16 protein-coding genes, 2 pseudogenes and 1 other annotated feature are annotated in these 16214 nt (G+C 48.5%); of the genes and pseudogenes, 9 read left to right on the forward strand and 9 right to left on the reverse strand.

The features are described 5' to 3' along the window. From FEK50_RS09740 to wzzB, 5 genes and pseudogenes are all read left to right on the forward strand, one after another. Positions 1-283 (forward strand): annotated as a pseudogene (locus FEK50_RS09740) (hypothetical protein); the annotation flags it as partial. 54 nt (positions 284-337) lie between these two features. Next, a complete protein-coding gene (locus tag FEK50_RS09745) occupies positions 338-1966 on the forward strand; it encodes a sulfatase-like hydrolase/transferase (RefSeq protein ID WP_240780242.1) in 1629 nt (542 codons plus the stop codon). A gap of 133 nt (positions 1967-2099) precedes the next feature. Continuing rightward, positions 2100-3506, forward strand: coding sequence for an NADP-dependent phosphogluconate dehydrogenase (gene gndA, locus FEK50_RS09750; protein ID WP_131161053.1), 1407 nt, complete (start codon positions 2100-2102; stop codon positions 3504-3506). A 245-nt stretch (positions 3507-3751) separates the two neighbouring features. Further along, positions 3752-4918, forward strand: a complete 1167-nt coding sequence (gene ugd / locus FEK50_RS09755) for a UDP-glucose 6-dehydrogenase (protein WP_130208709.1) — start codon at positions 3752-3754, stop codon at positions 4916-4918. A 144-nt stretch (positions 4919-5062) separates the two neighbouring features. Continuing rightward, on the forward strand, positions 5063-6043 hold the full coding sequence (gene wzzB, locus FEK50_RS09760; RefSeq protein ID WP_131161202.1) for an LPS O-antigen chain length determinant protein WzzB: 981 nt from the start codon (positions 5063-5065) through the stop codon (positions 6041-6043). Between the two features lie 181 nt (positions 6044-6224). Here the strand turns inward: wzzB and hisIE are convergent, their stop codons facing one another. From hisIE to hisL, 9 genes are all read right to left on the reverse strand, one after another. After that, complete coding sequence (gene hisIE, locus FEK50_RS09765; protein ID WP_072650398.1) at positions 6225-6836, reverse strand: bifunctional phosphoribosyl-AMP cyclohydrolase/phosphoribosyl-ATP diphosphatase HisIE; 612 nt, start codon at positions 6834-6836, stop codon at positions 6225-6227. After that, on the reverse strand, positions 6830-7606 hold the full coding sequence (gene hisF / locus FEK50_RS09770; RefSeq protein ID WP_131161054.1) for an imidazole glycerol phosphate synthase subunit HisF: 777 nt from the start codon (positions 7604-7606) through the stop codon (positions 6830-6832). Before hisF ends, hisIE begins: the two co-directional genes overlap by 7 nt. Continuing rightward, positions 7588-8325, reverse strand: a complete 738-nt coding sequence (hisA, locus tag FEK50_RS09775) for a 1-(5-phosphoribosyl)-5-[(5-phosphoribosylamino)methylideneamino]imidazole-4-carboxamide isomerase (RefSeq protein ID WP_131161055.1) — start codon at positions 8323-8325, stop codon at positions 7588-7590. Before hisA ends, hisF begins: the two co-directional genes overlap by 19 nt. Next, a complete protein-coding gene (gene hisH, locus FEK50_RS09780; protein ID WP_131161056.1) occupies positions 8325-8915 on the reverse strand; it encodes an imidazole glycerol phosphate synthase subunit HisH in 591 nt (196 codons plus the stop codon). Before hisH ends, hisA begins: the two co-directional genes overlap by 1 nt. Then, positions 8915-9982, reverse strand: coding sequence for a bifunctional histidinol-phosphatase/imidazoleglycerol-phosphate dehydratase HisB (hisB, locus tag FEK50_RS09785; protein WP_131161057.1), 1068 nt, complete (start codon positions 9980-9982; stop codon positions 8915-8917). Before hisB ends, hisH begins: the two co-directional genes overlap by 1 nt. After that, positions 9982-11052, reverse strand: coding sequence for a histidinol-phosphate transaminase (gene hisC / locus FEK50_RS09790; protein ID WP_131161058.1), 1071 nt, complete (start codon positions 11050-11052; stop codon positions 9982-9984). Before hisC ends, hisB begins: the two co-directional genes overlap by 1 nt. Further along, positions 11049-12353, reverse strand: coding sequence for a histidinol dehydrogenase (gene hisD, locus FEK50_RS09795; RefSeq protein ID WP_131161059.1), 1305 nt, complete (start codon positions 12351-12353; stop codon positions 11049-11051). Before hisD ends, hisC begins: the two co-directional genes overlap by 4 nt. 5 nt (positions 12354-12358) lie before the next feature. Next, positions 12359-13258 carry an ATP phosphoribosyltransferase gene (gene hisG, locus FEK50_RS09800; RefSeq protein ID WP_000131780.1) on the reverse strand — a complete coding sequence of 300 codons (900 nt, stop codon included), beginning with the start codon at positions 13256-13258 and terminating at the stop codon, positions 12359-12361. 46 nt (positions 13259-13304) lie between these two features. Continuing rightward, positions 13305-13428 (reverse strand) — a sequence feature (His leader region). Continuing rightward, positions 13404-13454: a his operon leader peptide gene (gene hisL, locus FEK50_RS09805; protein ID WP_001364200.1), complete on the reverse strand. Its 51-nt coding sequence runs from the start codon at positions 13452-13454 to the stop codon at positions 13404-13406. (Overlaps the previous feature by 25 nt.) A gap of 283 nt (positions 13455-13737) precedes the next feature. Between hisL and yefM the strand changes: the two genes are divergently transcribed. The 4 genes and pseudogenes from yefM to FEK50_RS09825 all read left to right on the forward strand — a co-directional run bounded on the left by yefM (position 13738) and on the right by FEK50_RS09825 (position 16123). Then, a complete protein-coding gene (gene yefM, locus FEK50_RS09810; protein WP_001259255.1) occupies positions 13738-13989 on the forward strand; it encodes a YoeB-YefM toxin-antitoxin system antitoxin YefM in 252 nt (83 codons plus the stop codon). Beyond that, a pseudogene (gene yoeB, locus FEK50_RS09815) lies at positions 13986-14241 on the forward strand (type II toxin-antitoxin system mRNA interferase toxin YoeB). Before yefM ends, yoeB begins: the two are co-directional and overlap by 4 nt. Positions 14242-14323: 82 nt before the next feature. Beyond that, a complete protein-coding gene (locus FEK50_RS09820; protein WP_130208695.1) occupies positions 14324-15148 on the forward strand; it encodes an SDR family oxidoreductase in 825 nt (274 codons plus the stop codon). A 45-nt stretch (positions 15149-15193) separates the two neighbouring features. After that, entirely contained in the window at positions 15194-16123 is a 930-nt protein-coding gene (locus FEK50_RS09825) for a LysR substrate-binding domain-containing protein (protein ID WP_131161060.1), read from the forward strand. Positions 16124-16214: the final 91 nt, after the last annotated feature.

Here is a 16214-nt window from a genome sequence, read left to right on the forward strand (position 1 = left end):
GCGTCAGTCCTTGCGGGGAGCGGGCTTTCGTAATCTTGCCCTGGAGAATAACCTTCAGTGGTGCTTGGATATGGTAATGAATGAAGACGACTTCAAAATAAGAAGAGGAAACGCAGCAGAATTATTTTTAGGGATAAGACACATCGCTATTAATATTTTAACGGGTGATCAGGTATTCAGGGTAGGGTTAAGACGTAAAATGCAAAAAGCAGGCATGGACAGAAACTACCTGGCGTCACTCCTGGCGGGGAGTGGGCTTTACCAGTCCTTCCTTGCTCAGTGACAGAATATTAAATGAATAGCATTATGATTATTAAATAATATGGTTTAATTTGACATGAACTTTACAAATATAATTAAAATAATACCACCTTTCTGTATCTTCTTGAGTATTTTACTTTACTCTGGAAGGACAGACTGTGTCTTTTTATTTACTATTGAATACACACTTACAAGTCTGGCAATACTTCTAATAAAAAGAAAGTCCATAAGCAATATCTTGTGGGGAATTTATCTCTCCATTTTAGGTGTGCAGGCAGCATCGCTATTTAGCTCAGGGCAATATTTGATGCCTCTTGCCTTGTCGAATGCCGCAGAAGTTGGATCGCTAGGCATTGGCGAGATAATCAAGGTTTTTTCCATTTTTATTTTATTTGTTATAATTTCATTCGTTACGATGCCTTCTGGCGCTCTAGTCGAACGTATTAAATATTATAAATTTAATCTTTTTTGTATAGTATTATTGCTTGTGTGTTCTTTCATAAGTGCGGGGCCGGTATATTCTTTTTATGAAACAGCAAAATTGTACTATTTACAGCAAACCTTTAAGCCTAGTGAGAAGATTGGTGATGCCGGGAAATCTTTTTTAAAAACAAGTGTTTTTATTAACCCTATACAGAATAACAACAACTTCAAAGGGCGTAATGTTATTGTAATCTTTGCTGAGGGATTTTCATCGGAGATTATTGGTAATTCAAAAACTGACGCATTTTCTATTACTCCTAATTTAGATAAGTTATCTACTGAAGCGCTAAGTTTTAAAAATTATTATAACCATACAGCAGCAACCTTTAGAGGTTTAAGAGGCCAGTTAACTTCTGGCTATCAATTTCGTGATGGGTTAACTGATACTGGTACTGGTATTGCACAATTATCTAACTCAGAAATTAATAATATTTATCTTCATCGTCAAACATCTTTACCGGATATATTGAAAGAGTATGGCTATAAAAGTTATTTTATAGCGTCTACAGAAAAAAATAGCCCACTTAACACTATGTTGAAAACGCTTAATTTTGATAAAGTTCTTGGTATGGGGGATTTTATTGGTTATCAACGCGACAGAATGACTGATAAGCAAACATTTAATGCACTGAAATATTTTTTACGTTCTCAAGAAAATAAAAACGAACACTTCTTTATTGGTGTGTACCCATCTGGTACTCATCATGGTCAAGATAGTCCAAATGAAAAATATTTTGATGGTAGCAACCCACTCTACAATAAATTCTATAACTATGATTTTCAGTTGGGGCAGTTCGTTGACTTTTTTCGGCGCAGTTCATTTTATGGCAATACGTTGTTGATAATAACATCGGATCATTCTACATTTCCTTCGACAGAATATAAGAAATCATTTAATAGCGATTCTCGTTTTTTTGTGGACAAGATACCATTTCTGGTCATTGGGAAAGATATTGCGCCTGAAGTTTTAGATGCAGGAGGTAAAAATTCTTTAAGTTTCGCGCCAACAATATTGCACATGTTAGGGATTCAGTATTCAATGAATTATTTTTTGGGGTGTTCTCTTCTTGATAAGATGTGCACATCACCATTCTCACATCTTTCTGCTATTGGCAGCGATTATTTCAATACAAGCAAAGAAAATCATGTTGAACTAATTCAAAATAATAGTAATAATGAATTAATAAAATTAGCCGAACTTTTTTATAACATTAGTGGTTAAATATAAAGCTGTACAAGTTACAAGCAATTTCCTAATTAGGAAATATATGACTGTAAAAGAAGATATAAATTAAGCTATTCTTTATCTTCAATAAGCCGCAACCCGCGGTGACCACCCCTGACAGGAGTAAACAATGTCAAAGCAACAGATCGGCGTCGTCGGTATGGCAGTGATGGGACGCAACCTTGCGCTCAACATCGAAAGCCGTGGTTATACCGTCTCTATTTTCAACCGTTCTCGTGAAAAGACGGAAGAAGTGATTGCCGAAAATCCAGGCAAGAAACTGGTTCCTTACTATACGGTGAAAGAGTTCGTTGAATCTCTTGAAACGCCTCGTCGCATCCTGTTAATGGTGAAAGCAGGTGCAGGCACGGATGCTGCTATTGATTCCCTGAAACCATATCTCGATAAAGGCGATATCATCATTGATGGTGGTAATACCTTCTTCCAGGACACCATTCGTCGTAACCGCGAGCTTTCTGCAGAAGGCTTTAACTTCATCGGTACGGGTGTTTCCGGTGGTGAAGAGGGCGCGCTGAAAGGACCTTCTATCATGCCTGGTGGGCAGAAAGAAGCCTATGAACTGGTTGCACCTATCCTGACCAAAATCGCCGCCGTGGCTGAAGATGGAGAACCGTGCGTTACCTATATTGGTGCCGATGGCGCAGGTCACTATGTGAAGATGGTTCACAACGGTATTGAATACGGTGATATGCAACTGATTGCTGAAGCCTATTCTCTGCTGAAAGGTGGTCTGAATCTATCTAACGAAGAACTGGCACAAACCTTTACCGAGTGGAATAACGGTGAACTGAGCAGCTACCTGATCGACATCACTAAAGACATCTTCACCAAGAAAGATGAAGACGGTAATTACCTGGTTGATGTGATCCTGGATGAAGCAGCGAACAAAGGTACGGGTAAATGGACCAGTCAGAGCGCGCTGGATCTCGGCGAACCGCTGTCGCTGATTACTGAGTCTGTGTTTGCTCGTTATATCTCTTCCCTGAAAGATCAGCGCGTAGCCGCGTCTAAAGTACTGTCGGGTCCGCAAGCGCAGCCAGCAGGTGATAAAGCTGAATTCATCGAAAAAGTTCGCCGTGCGCTTTATCTGGGTAAGATTGTTTCTTACGCGCAGGGCTTCTCGCAGCTACGTGCGGCGTCTGAAGAGTACAGCTGGGATCTGAATTATGGTGAAATCGCGAAGATCTTCCGTGCCGGTTGTATCATTCGTGCTCAGTTCCTGCAGAAAATCACGGATGCTTACGCCGAAAATCCGAAGATTGCTAACCTGCTGTTAGCCCCGTACTTTAAGAAAATTGCCGACGATTACCAGCAAGCTCTGCGTGATGTTGTTGCTTATGCGGTGCTGAACGGTATTCCAGTACCTACCTTCTCTGCAGCGGTTGCTTACTATGACAGCTATCGTGCCGCAGTACTGCCTGCAAACTTGATCCAGGCGCAGCGTGACTATTTCGGTGCGCATACCTATAAGCGCATTGATAAAGAAGGTGTATTCCACACCGAATGGCTGGATTAATCTGATTTAATCAGTATTAAACTAAGGCCCGGCATTTATCGCCGGGCTTTTTTTTTACTATCAATCTTATTGATTTAATTTCATTGCTTAATACTAACTTAATAAATAGCAGCTATTCTTATAAAGAAAATCTGAAATGTTTTTCGTTTCGTTGACCAGACATCATCGTGGCGTTAAAACTTTTAACTCTTATCAGGGTGCTAAAACATCATGATTCATAGTTAAGTTAATTCTGAGAGCATGAAATGAAAATCACCATTTCCGGAACCGGTTATGTTGGCCTGTCTAATGGGCTATTAATCGCACAAAATCATAACGTTGTAGCATTAGATATTTTACCAACTCGCGTTGCAATGCTGAATGATCGGATATCTCCTATTGTTGATAAAGAAATTGAGCAGTTTTTGCAATCAGACAAAATACGTTTTAATGCCACGTTAGATAAAAAAGAAGCCTACCGGAATGCTGATTATGTAATCATCGCAACCCCGACCGACTATGATCCTAAAACCAATTATTTCAATACATCTAGCGTAGAATCAGTAATTAAAGATGTTACGGAAATAAACCCTCATGCAGTAATGATTATTAAGTCTACGGTTCCTGTAGGTTTTACGGCCGCGATGCAAAAAAAATTCAAGACTGAGAACATTATCTTCTCCCCTGAATTCCTCCGAGAAGGCAAAGCCCTTTACGATAACCTTCATCCTTCCCGTATTGTGATAGGCGAACGTTCTGAACGTGCACAGCGGTTTGCCGCGTTATTACAGGAAGGGGCGGTTAAGCAAAATATCCCGACTCTGTTTACTGATTCAACAGAAGCAGAGGCCATTAAACTTTTTGCCAATACTTACCTCGCCATGCGCGTGGCGTACTTTAACGAGTTGGACAGTTATGCAGAAAGCCTGGGATTGAACACCCGTCAAATCATTGAAGGTGTTTGTCTTGATCCGCGTATCGGCAATCATTACAACAATCCATCATTTGGTTACGGTGGTTACTGTTTGCCGAAAGATACCAAGCAGCTTCTGGCAAATTACCAGTCTGTGCCAAACAACATCATTTCTGCCATCGTTGAAGCTAATCGCACCCGCAAAGACTTTATTGCCGATGCTATCTTGTCACGTAAACCCAAAGTCGTAGGGATATATCGCCTAATTATGAAGAGCGGTTCAGATAACTTCCGTGCGTCTTCCATTCAGGGGATCATGAAGCGTATCAAAGCTAAGGGGGTAGAAGTGATTATCTATGAACCGGTTATGAAGGAAGAAATGTTTTTCAATTCACGACTGGAACGTGATCTCGCGACGTTTAAGCAACAGGCTGATGTCATCATCTCTAATCGAATGTCAGAAGAGCTTAAAGATGCAGCAGACAAGGTCTACACCCGCGATCTTTTCGGTAGCGACTAACTATCTGTAATCAGATGATTTTTGGCGGTAGTTGGTATCGATGTTCATGTAATAATTCATTATATTTATTGTTTATCCTATGGCATTCATACTGATTATCGCTAAACTATGGCGACCTGAAATTTTCCGTCTGTTAGGGTAATGATGAGAGTTGAAAATAATAATATTTCTGGGCACAACAATGACCCGGAACAGATTGATTTAATTGATTTACTGGTACAACTGTGGCGCGGGAAGATGACCATTATCGCCACAGTCATTGTGGCTATCGTGTTGGCTATTGGATACCTGGCAGTAGCGAAAGAGCAATGGACATCAACAGCCATTGTCACTCAACCTGATGTGGGGCAAATTGCCGGCTATAACAACGCCATGAATGTAATTTATGGCCAGGCTGCGCCAAAAGTAGCTGATTTACAGGAGGCGTTAATTGGTCGCTTCAGTTCTGCTTTCTCTGCATTAGCGGAAACGCTGGATAATCAGGAAGAACGCGAAAAACTGACTATCGAACCTGCTGTTAAAAACCAGCCGTTACCGTTAGCTGTTTCTTATGTCGGGCACACTGCAGCGGATGCACAGAAAAAGCTGGCTGAATACATTCAACAGGTTGATGACCAAGTGAATGAAGAGCTGGAAAAGGACCTGAAGGATAATATCGCTTTGGGTATGAAAACCTTGCAGGACTCCCTGAAAACTCAGGAAGTGGTGGCTCAGGAGCAAAAAACGCTGCGTATCCGCCAGATTCAGGAAGCGTTGCAGTATGCGAATCAGGCGCAGGTAATAAAGCCGCAGATTCAGCAGACTGGTGAAAATATTACTCAGGACACGTTGCTTTTGTTAGGTAGCGAAGCACTGGAGTCGATGATTAAGCACGAAGCGACTCGTCCGCTTGTGTTCTCGCCAAACTATTATCAGACTCGTCAAAACCTGCTGGATATCGAAAGTCTGAAGGTTGATGATCTTGATATTCATGCCTACCGTTACGTTATGAAACCCACACTGCCAATTCGTCGCGATAGCCCGAAGAAAGCAATTACCTTGATTCTGGCAGTACTGCTGGGCGGCATGGTTGGCGCGGGAATTGTGCTGGGGCGTAATGCGCTGCGTAATTACAACGCGAAATAGTCTTTTCAGCTTTAAATAAAAAGGGCAGGGTGGTGACACCTTGCCTTTTTTGTTGCCGGATGCGATGCTGGCGCATCTTATCCAGCCTACGTGTGCAGAGCGAATAGTAGGCCTGATAAGCTTGCGCATCGGGCAATGGCTCAGGATGCGACAACAACATCACATCCGGTCAGCCTGCAACTCACTGATGCCGTTTACGCAGGTTCTCAATTACCGTCGTTAAGTCCAGATCCTGATCCTGCAACAGCACCAGCAGGTGATACATCAAGTCCGATGCCTCGTTGGTCAGCTCAAAGCGGTCATGTACCGTCGCTGCCAGTGCGGTTTCCACGCCTTCTTCGCCCACTTTCTGCGCAATGCGCTTGGTGCCGCTGGCATATAGTTTGGCAGTGTAAGAGGTTTCCGGGTCGGCAGATTTGCGTTCGGCGAGCAGTTGTTCCAGCTGATAAAGGAACAGCCACTGGTGAGCGGTATCTCCGAAGCAGCTGCTGGTGCCTTTGTGGCAGGTTGGGCCGATGGGATTCGCCAGCACCAGCAATGTGTCGTTGTCGCAGTCCGGCGCAATATTTACTACGTTGAGGAAATTGCCGGACGTTTCACCTTTGGTCCACAGTCGCTGTTTAGTGCGCGAGAAGAAGGTGACTTTGCCGCTTTCGATGGTTTTGTCCAGCGCTTGCGGATTCATGTAGCCCAGCATTAACACTTCGCCGGATACCGCGTGTTGCACAATCACCGGCATCAGCCCGTCGGTTTTTTCCCAGTCCAGTTCGCGACGTTGTTGTTCTGTTAACATATCCTGATCTCCACGCCCTGTGTTGCCAGGTACGCTTTTAATTCACCAATATTGATTATTTGTTTGTGGAATACGGAAGCCGCCAGCGCGCCGTCAACGTCGGCATCGCGGAAGGCTTCAAGGAAGTGCTCCATAGTGCCCGCGCCACCGGAGGCAATCAGCGGAACGTGACAGACTTCACGCACTTTTTTCAGTTGCTCGAGGTCGTAACCGTTACGCACGCCGTCCTGATTCATCATGTTGAGGACGATTTCTCCGGCACCGCGTTTTTGCACTTCCTGTACCCAGTCGAGCGTTTCCCACTGAGTGACGCGGGTGCGGCTTTCATCGCCGGTATATTGATTCACATGATATTTACTGGTTTCGGCGTCGTACCAGGTATCAATGCCGACCACAATACACTGCACGCCAAAGCGATCGGCCAGGCGAGTAATTAACGTCGGGTCCGCCAGCGCAGGGGAGTTGATAGAGATTTTATCCGCGCCAAAGGAAAGAATTTTCGCAGCATCTTCCAGAGACTTAATCCCACCCGCCACACAGAACGGAATGTCGATCACTTCCGCCACGCGAGATACCCAGCTTTTATCTACCACACGTCCATCGCTGGAGGCGGTGATATCGTAGAACACTAGCTCGTCCGCACCTTCTTCGGCGTAGCGTTTTGCCAGCGGCACGATATCGCCAATGATTTCATGGTTACGAAACTGTACGCCTTTCACCACCTGACCATCACGAACGTCGAGACATGGGATTATGCGTTTTGCCAGCATGCGATGGCCTCCTTCACGGTGAATTTACCTTCCAGTAATGCCCGACCAACTATTACGCCGCGTACGCCAGTACCACGCAGGGCAGCGACATCATCAATGTCGCCAATGCCGCCGGAGGACTGAAATGCCACCTGCGGATATCTGGCGCAGACTTCCTCATATAAAGAGACGTTAGAACCTGCCAGCGTGCCGTCGCGCGAGATATCGGTACACAGCACATGTTTCAGGCCGACGGGCAGATAGGTTTCCACCAGTTGTTCCAGCGAAACGCCCGAGTTCTCTTGCCAGCCGCTAACCGCCACCTGCTTGTTGCCTTGCTCGTCAATGCGTACATCCAGCGCCAGCACTAACGCATCCGCACCGAAGCGTTCAAACCAGCCTTTCACCATTTCTGGTGATTTCACTGCGGTGGAGCCGACCACCACGCGCGCAACGCCTGCTTCCAGTAACGTCGCCACATCTTCTTCGCTACGCACGCCGCCGCCAACCTGCACAGGGACGTTAACGCCTGCGACCAGCGTTTTAATCAGAGAAATTTGTCGTTTAGCCGGATCTTTTGCCCCAGTCAGATCCACCAGATGCAGCACTTCGGCACCTTGTGCAGCGTAATCCTGTAAACGCGGCAGCGGGTCGTTACCGTAATCGCGCTGTTTGCCGTAATCGCCCTGATGGAGACGCACCACGGTGCCGTCGATTAAATCTAATGCCGGAATAATCATCACATCTCCAGGAAGTTTTTCAGCAACTTAGCGCCAGCGGCACCAGAACGCTCCGGGTGGAACTGCACGCCATAGAAGTTATCTTTTTGTACCGCTGCGGTGAATGGTTCGCCATAATTGCACTGGGCGATGGTCCACGGATTGATCGGCATTGCGTAGCTGTGAACAAAGTAAAAGTACGCGCCGTCTTCAATCCCCTGAAACAGGCGGTTGCCTGCCCGCGGGTAAACGCGGTTCCAGCCCATATGCGGCAGTGGCAGACCAAAGTCGGTCATTTTCGGTACATCTTCGTCGATGATGCCCAGCAAATCGACGCCGTTGCTCTCTTCGCTGCGTCGCCCCAGCAGTTGCATCCCTAAGCAGATGCCCAGCACCGGTTGGGTACAGGCTTTGATGAGATCAAACAGCTCGCGCTCACGTACCTGATCCATCGCCGCTTGCGCAGTGCCAACGCCGGGTAAAAACAGTTTATCGGCCAGCAACACTACGTCCGGGTCACGGCTGACTTTGGGTTCATAACCGTGGCGCGCAATGGCTGATTTCACCGAGTTCAGGTTGGCGCAGCCGGTATCAAGGATCACCACGTTCATTACAGCACTCCTTTCGACGAGGGCAGGGTGTCGCCTTCCACGCGGATGGCCTGGCGCAGGGTGCGACCAAAGGCTTTGAACAGGCTCTCTACACGGTGGTGATCGTTTTTACCTTTGGTTTTCAGGTGCAGGGTCACGCCCATGGTGTAAGAGAGCGAACGGAAAAAGTGCTCGATCATTTCGGTGCTGAGATCGCCTACGCGCTGGTAGGTAAATTCAGCTTTATATTCCAGGTGCGGGCGACCAGAGATATCCAGCGCGCAGCGGGCAAGGCATTCATCCATGGGCAGCACAAAACCAAAGCGGCAAATACCGCGTTTGTCGCCAAGAGCAATTTTTAACGCTTCGCCCAGCGCCAGGCCGGTATCTTCGACGGTGTGGTGATCGTCGATATAGAGGTCGCCTTTGACGTTGATTTCCATGCGGAAACCGCCGTGGGTGGCGATCTGATCCAGCATGTGATCAAAGAAGCCAACGCCGGTATTAATCTTGCTGCCACCTTCACGATCCAGCCACACCTGGACGTCAATTTGCGTCTCTTTGGTGTTACGCACCACATGAGCGTAACGGTCGCGTTTAGTGAGCTGTTCGCCAATCATCGGCCAGTTCAGAGTTTCGCGGTCGTAGCGTAAACCAGTAATACCCATGTTTTCCGCGAGTTGAATATCGGTCGCGCGATCGCCAATCACATAACTGTTGGCGCGATCCATCGCTTGCTCAGCCAGATAACGCTCCACCAGTTTTACTTTCGGTTTACGGCAGTCGCACTCATCTGCGGGCAGGTGCGGACAAATCAGCACTTCATCAAACTGCACGCCTTGCGAGGTGAAGATCTGCATCATCAGGTTGTGCGGGCCATCGAAATCTGCCTGCGGGAAACTTTGTGTTCCCAGACCATCCTGATTAGTGATCATCACCAGCTTGTAGTCCGCTTTTTGCAGCTTCAGCAGCTCCGGGATCACGCCCGGTTCAAAGGCGAGTTTGTCAAAACGGTCCACCTGAAAATCACTCGGCGGTTCGCTAATCAGGGTTCCATCGCGATCGATAAAAAGATACTTCTGACTCATCAAACTTGCTCCGCACGTAAGGCGTCAATGACGCGCTGGCTTTCTTCACGGGTTCCGACGGTAATTCGCAGGCAGCCGCTTAAAGAGGGTTGTTTATTCTGATCACGTAAGATAATGCCCTGATCCCACAAAGATTTAAACACTGCGCTGGAGGCTTTAAAGCGCGCCAGAATGTAGTTGGTTTCAGAGTCGAAAACCTGCTCCACGCAGGGGATCTCTTTCAGTGCGGCAATCAGGTATTCACGTTCAGCAATAATTTGCGCCACTCGTTCGCGCATGGCGACGATTCCCTGCGGGCTTAACGCCTGGGCCGCAATGTCGGCAACTGGCGTCGAGAGCGGGTAGGGGGCGATCACTTTCATCAGCAGGTTGATGACTTCTTCGTTTGCCAGCGTAAATCCGCAACGAAGGCCCGCCAGAGCAAAAGCTTTCGACAGTGTGCGCAAAATAGCCAGGTGCGGATATTCCGCCAGCCAGCTAGCCAGCGATGCCTTCGGGCAAAACTCGATATAGGCCTCATCGGCAACCACAATGGCTTTACCGCGCGTTAGCTCCAGCAGGGTGCGAAAATCCTGCGGATTGATCAGTTGCCCGGTCGGGTTGTTGGGGCTGCAAACATAAACCACTTTTACGCCGTCCAGCTTGTCGGAAATGCCCTGTAAGTCCAGTTGCCAGTTGTCCAGCGTTGGCACTGTGCGGCACTCAACGCCAATGGTTTCGGCGCTGACGCTGTACATGCCGTACGTTGGTGGGCAGTAGAGGATGGCGTCTTTGCCCGGTTCGCAAAAAGCGCGAATCAGCAGTTCAATACCTTCGTCCGCGCCACGGCTGACCAGCACCTGCTCCGGTTTTACGCCTGCATACTGCGCGTAATTTTCAATCACCGCTTTCGGCTGACATTCCGGGTAGCGGTTGAGCGTTTGCTGAGTAAGCTGAAACTCCACGGCTGTGGGGTATTCGTTGGCGTTCAGCCAGACGTCGCCGTTACCGCCCAGACGACGCGCCGACTGATACGGCGTCAGGTTGCGGACGTTTTCACGCGCTAAATCGGTAATAGTCACGGTGCTCATGCTTGCTCCTTAAGGGCGTTAACACGCAAAGTAACGGCATTTTTGTGGGCGGTCAGACGCTCGGCGGCGGCCAGTGTTTCAATGGTCGAAGCCAGCGCGGAAAAGCCTTCTTTCGACAGTTCCTGCACGGTCATGCGCTTTTGAAAATCCGCAAGGCCGAGGCTGGAACAGGTGGCGGTGTAACCGTAAGTCGGCAGTACATGGTTGGTGCCGGAGGCGTAATCACCTGCCGATTCCGGTGACCAGTCACCAAGAAATACCGAACCGGCGCTGGTGATGCCATCGACCAGTTCGCGGGCGTTGCGGGTCTGAATGATCAGGTGCTCCGGGCCGTAGAGGTTGGAGATCTCTACGCACTGCGCTAAATCGTTGGTCACAATCAGGCGGCTGGCGCTCAGTGCCTGACGGGCGGTTTCAGCTCTCGGCAGTTCCGCCAGCTGGCGTTCGACAGCCTCGGCAACTTGATGCGCCATATCGGCGTCAGGCGTCAGTAAAATCACCTGTGAGTCCGGGCCGTGTTCAGCCTGAGAAAGCAAATCAGAAGCCACGAAATCCGGCGTAGCACCGCTGTCGGCAATCACCAGCACTTCCGACGGGCCTGCGGGCATATCGATCGCCGCACCGTCCAAACGCTGGCTTACCTGGCGTTTTGCCTCGGTGACAAAGGCGTTACCTGGCCCGAAGATTTTGTCTACTTTGGGCACGGATTCTGTGCCAAACGCCAGTGCGGCAATGGCCTGTGCGCCACCGACGTTAAACACATCCTGCACGCCGCACAGCTGCGCCGCGTAAAGGATCTCATCGGCAATCGGCGGCGGTGAGCACAGCACCACTTTTTTACAGCCTGCAATACGCGCCGGAGTCGCCAGCATTAATACCGTTGAGAAGAGCGGGGCGGAACCGCCAGGAATATATAAACCAACCGAAGCTACCGGACGCGTTACCTGCTGGCAACGCACGCCTGGCTGAGTTTCGACATCTACCGGCGGCAGTTTTTGCGCAGTGTGGAAGGTTTCAATATTCTTTACTGCCACCGCCATCGCCTGTTTTAGCTCGTCGCTCAGGCGTTCGCTGGCGGCGGTGATCTCCTCAGCAGACACCTTCAGCGCGGTAACCGTGGTTTTATCAAACTTCGCGCTGTATTCACGCAGGGCGTCATCGCCGCGTGCTTTCACGTTATCGAGAATATCGTTAACAGTGCGGGTAATGCTTTCAGAAGCGGAGATCGCCGGGCGCATTAACAACTGGCGTTGTTGTTCCGCAGTACAGCTATTCCAGTCAATGATTGTGTTAAAGCTCATGGCGATCACTCCATCATCTTCTCAATGGGCAGGACCAGAATCGAACTGGCACCCAGCGCTTTCAGTTTTTCCATGGTTTCCCAGAACAGGGTTTCGCTGCTGACCATGTGCATGGCGACGCGCTGTTGATCACCCGCCAGCGGCAGAATAGTTGGGCGTTCGGCACCTGGCAGCAGGGCGATGACGTCATCCAGACGCTCGGTCGGTGCATGCATCATGATGTATTTTGATTCGCGCGCCTGGATCACACCCTGAATACGGGTCAGCAGTTTGTCGATCAGTTGCTGTTTGGATTCTTCCATTTCGCCATCGCGCTGGATCAGGCAGGCTTTCGAGCGGTAGATAACTTCTACTTCGCGCAGGCCGTTGGCTTCCAGCGTGGCACCGGTGGAAACCAGATCGCAAATCGCATCCGCCAGTCCGGCACGCGGCGCAACTTCGACAGAACCGTTCAGTAAGCAGGATTTAAAAGAGATACCTTTCTGGTCGAGATAACGCTTGAGCAGGTGAGGATAAGAGGTGGCGATACGTTTACCGTTTAAGGAGAGCGGGCCGTCCCAGGCTTCATCAACCGGCGTTGCCAGCGAAAGGCGGCAGCCTCCGAAATCGAGACGACGCAGGGTAAAGTAGCGTGGATCTTCACCCTGGGCGCGGCGGTTAAGCAGTTCTTCTTCCAGCACGTTTTCGCCGATAATCCCAAGGTCTACCACGCCGTCCATTACCAGACCGGGAATGTCGTCGTCACGCACGCGCAGAATATCAATCGGCATGTTTTCAGCCATTGCGATCAGGCGCTGAGTGTGAAGATTAATTTTTATGCCACAGCGCGCCAGCAATTCGCGTGAGTCATCACTTAAACGTCCTGATTTCTGCATAGCTATGCGTAAACGAGTGTTGTCTGTCATTTTCTTTTTCCTCTTTATACCTGTCTGAACCGTTATCAGCCGCGCAATAAAAAAGCCCCCGGAAGGTGATCTTCCGGGGGCTTTCTCATGCGTTCATGCACCACTGGAAGATCTGAATGTCTTCCAGCACACATCGCCTGAAAGACTAGTCAGGATGATGGTGATGATGGTGGTGTTTAAATTGAACGCGTGTCATAAAAGTCTCTGTGAATGTTTATTCAACTGATGTCTTTTAACCTAAACCACTTTCACGTTAGAAAGCAAGGGCTTTTTTATATATTTTATGTCGATGGATTTGTTTAATGAATGAGCGGGGAAAGGAGGGGGCTAAGAGGACTGTCCTCTAACCTGACGGCACCAAAAATAGCGAAGCCTGGATTTTTCGTCTCGCTGACAATGCTTTGAGCTACTGGCTAATTAATAAATAGTTTATTGCCACTCATCATTGCACAATGAACTGTACAAAAGAGGAGATTGACATGCGTACAATTAGCTACAGCGAAGCGCGTCAGAATTTGTCGGCAACAATGATGAAAGCCGTTGAAGATCATGCCCCGATCCTTATTACTCGTCAGAATGGAGAGGCTTGTGTTCTGATGTCACTCGAAGAATACAACTCGCTGGAAGAAACGGCTTATCTACTGCGTTCCCCCGCTAACGCCCGGAGATTGATGGACTCAATTGATAGCCTGAAATCAGGCAAAGGAACGGAAAAGGACATTATCGAGTGAAACTAATCGGGTCTGAGGAATCAGGGGGATGATTATCTGTACTGGCAGGAAACAGATAAGCTAATTGTTAAAAAGATCAATGAACTTATCAAAGATACCCGCAGAACGCCATTTGAAGGTAAGGGGAAGCCAGAACCCCTGAAACATAATTTGTCAGGCTTCTGGTTCCGACGCATTACAGAGGAGCACCGTCTGGTATGCGCGGTTACTGACGATTCACTGCTCATTGCAGCATGTCGTTATCATTATTGAAGAGATTCATTCATAGAATGAATTGTCAGTTTTGATACGCTGGCGTAGCCTTATAGATCTAAGGTGTATCAGGAGAAAACGGATGAAAAAGGTCGCAATTGTCGGGTTAGGGTGGTTAGGCATGCCGCTGGCGATGTCACTTTCAGCACGAGGCTGGCAAGTCACCGGGAGTAAAACTACACAAGATGGCGTAGAAGCGGCCCAAATGAGTGGGATTGATAGCTATCTGCTTCGCATGGAGCCCGATTTAGTTTGCGACTCTGACGATCTGGATGCCCTGATGGATGCCGATGCGCTGGTGATTACGCTTCCGGCACGTCGTAGCGGCCCCGGAGATGAGTTCTATTTACAAGCGGTACAGGAGCTGGTGGATAGTGCGCTGGCTTATCACATTCCCCGCATTATTTTTACCAGTTCAACGTCTGTTTACGGTGATGCGCAAGGCACAGTGAAAGAAAACACTCCGCGTAATCCGCTGACCCATAGTGGACGAGTGTTAAAAGAGCTGGAAGACTGGCTGCACAATTTACCCGGTACTTCGGTTGATATTTTGCGTCTTGCTGGTCTGGTCGGGCCTGGGCGTCATCCCGGCCGTTTCTTTGCCGGAAAAACTGCGCCGGATGGAGAACACGGCGTCAATTTAGTCCACCTGGAAGATGTTATTGGCGCTATCACTCTGTTGTTACAGGCACCTAAAGGCGGGCACATCTATAATATATGTGCGCCAGCTCACCCTGCGCGTAATGTTTTCTATCCACAGATGGCCCGTTTACTGGGACTGGAACCTCCGCAGTTCAGGAATAGCCTGGACAGCGGCAAAGGTAAAATTATTGATGGCAGCCGGATCTGTAATGAATTGGGATTTGAATACCAGTATCCCGATCCACTGGTAATGCCGCTGGAGTAAAGCATCACGCCAGCAGAATGCCGCATACACCGCAAGGGGGCGTGTATGAAACCACTGCTGGACGTGTTGATGATCCTTGATGCCTTAGAAAAAGAGGGTAGTTTTGCGGCGGCGTCAGCCAAACTGTATAAGACGCCATCTGCCCTCAGTTACACTGTTCACAAGCTGGAAAGCGACCTTAATATTCAATTGCTTGATCGTAGTGGTCACCGCGCTAAGTTTACCCGCACCGGAAAAATGTTGCTGGAGAAGGGGCGGGAAATTCTCCATGCTGTGCATGAACTGGAAAAGCAGGCGATCAAACTCCATGAAGGTTGGGAAAACGATCTGGTAATCGGGGTTGATGATACCTTTCCCTTTTCACTGCTTGCGCCACTCATTGAAGCCTTTTATCAACATCACAGCGTCACGCGTCTGAAGTTTATCAATGGCGTTCTGGGCGGTTCCTGGGATGCCCTGACTCAGGGGCGAGCGGATATTATTGTTGGCGCGATGCATGAACCACCATCTTCCAGCGAATATGGTTTCTCTCGGTTGGGCTGTCTGGAACAAGTTTTCGCGATTGCTCCTCATCATCCGTTAGCTCTGGAAGAGGAACCGTTAAATCGCCGTATCATTAAACGCTATCGGGCGATTATCGTGGGTGATACCGCGCAGGCTGGCGCATCTACGGCATCACAACTTCTCGACGAACAAGAGGCCATTACCGTATTTGATTTTAAAACCAAACTGGAATTACAAATCAGCGGTCTTGGTTGCGGTTATTTACCGCGCTATCTGGCGCAACGCTTTCTTGATAGTGGCGCGTTAATTGAGAAGAAAGTGGTTGCGCAATCCCTCTTTGAACCCGTATGGATTGGCTGGAATGAACAAACCGCAGGGCTTGCCAGTGCGTGGTGGCGTGATGAGATTTTAGCAAATAGTGCTATTGCTGGTGTTTATGCAAAATATGATGACGGAAAATCAGCCATTTAAATAAAAAATTATATGACAAGCCTCTCATTCTCTTGTCATTTACCCCCCATTTAGGCACAATGCGCCGCTGTCAAAAAATGACTAAAAACCG

It is taken from the genome of Escherichia sp. E2586 (assembly GCF_005781105.1).
Taxonomy (GTDB): domain Bacteria; phylum Pseudomonadota; class Gammaproteobacteria; order Enterobacterales; family Enterobacteriaceae; genus Escherichia.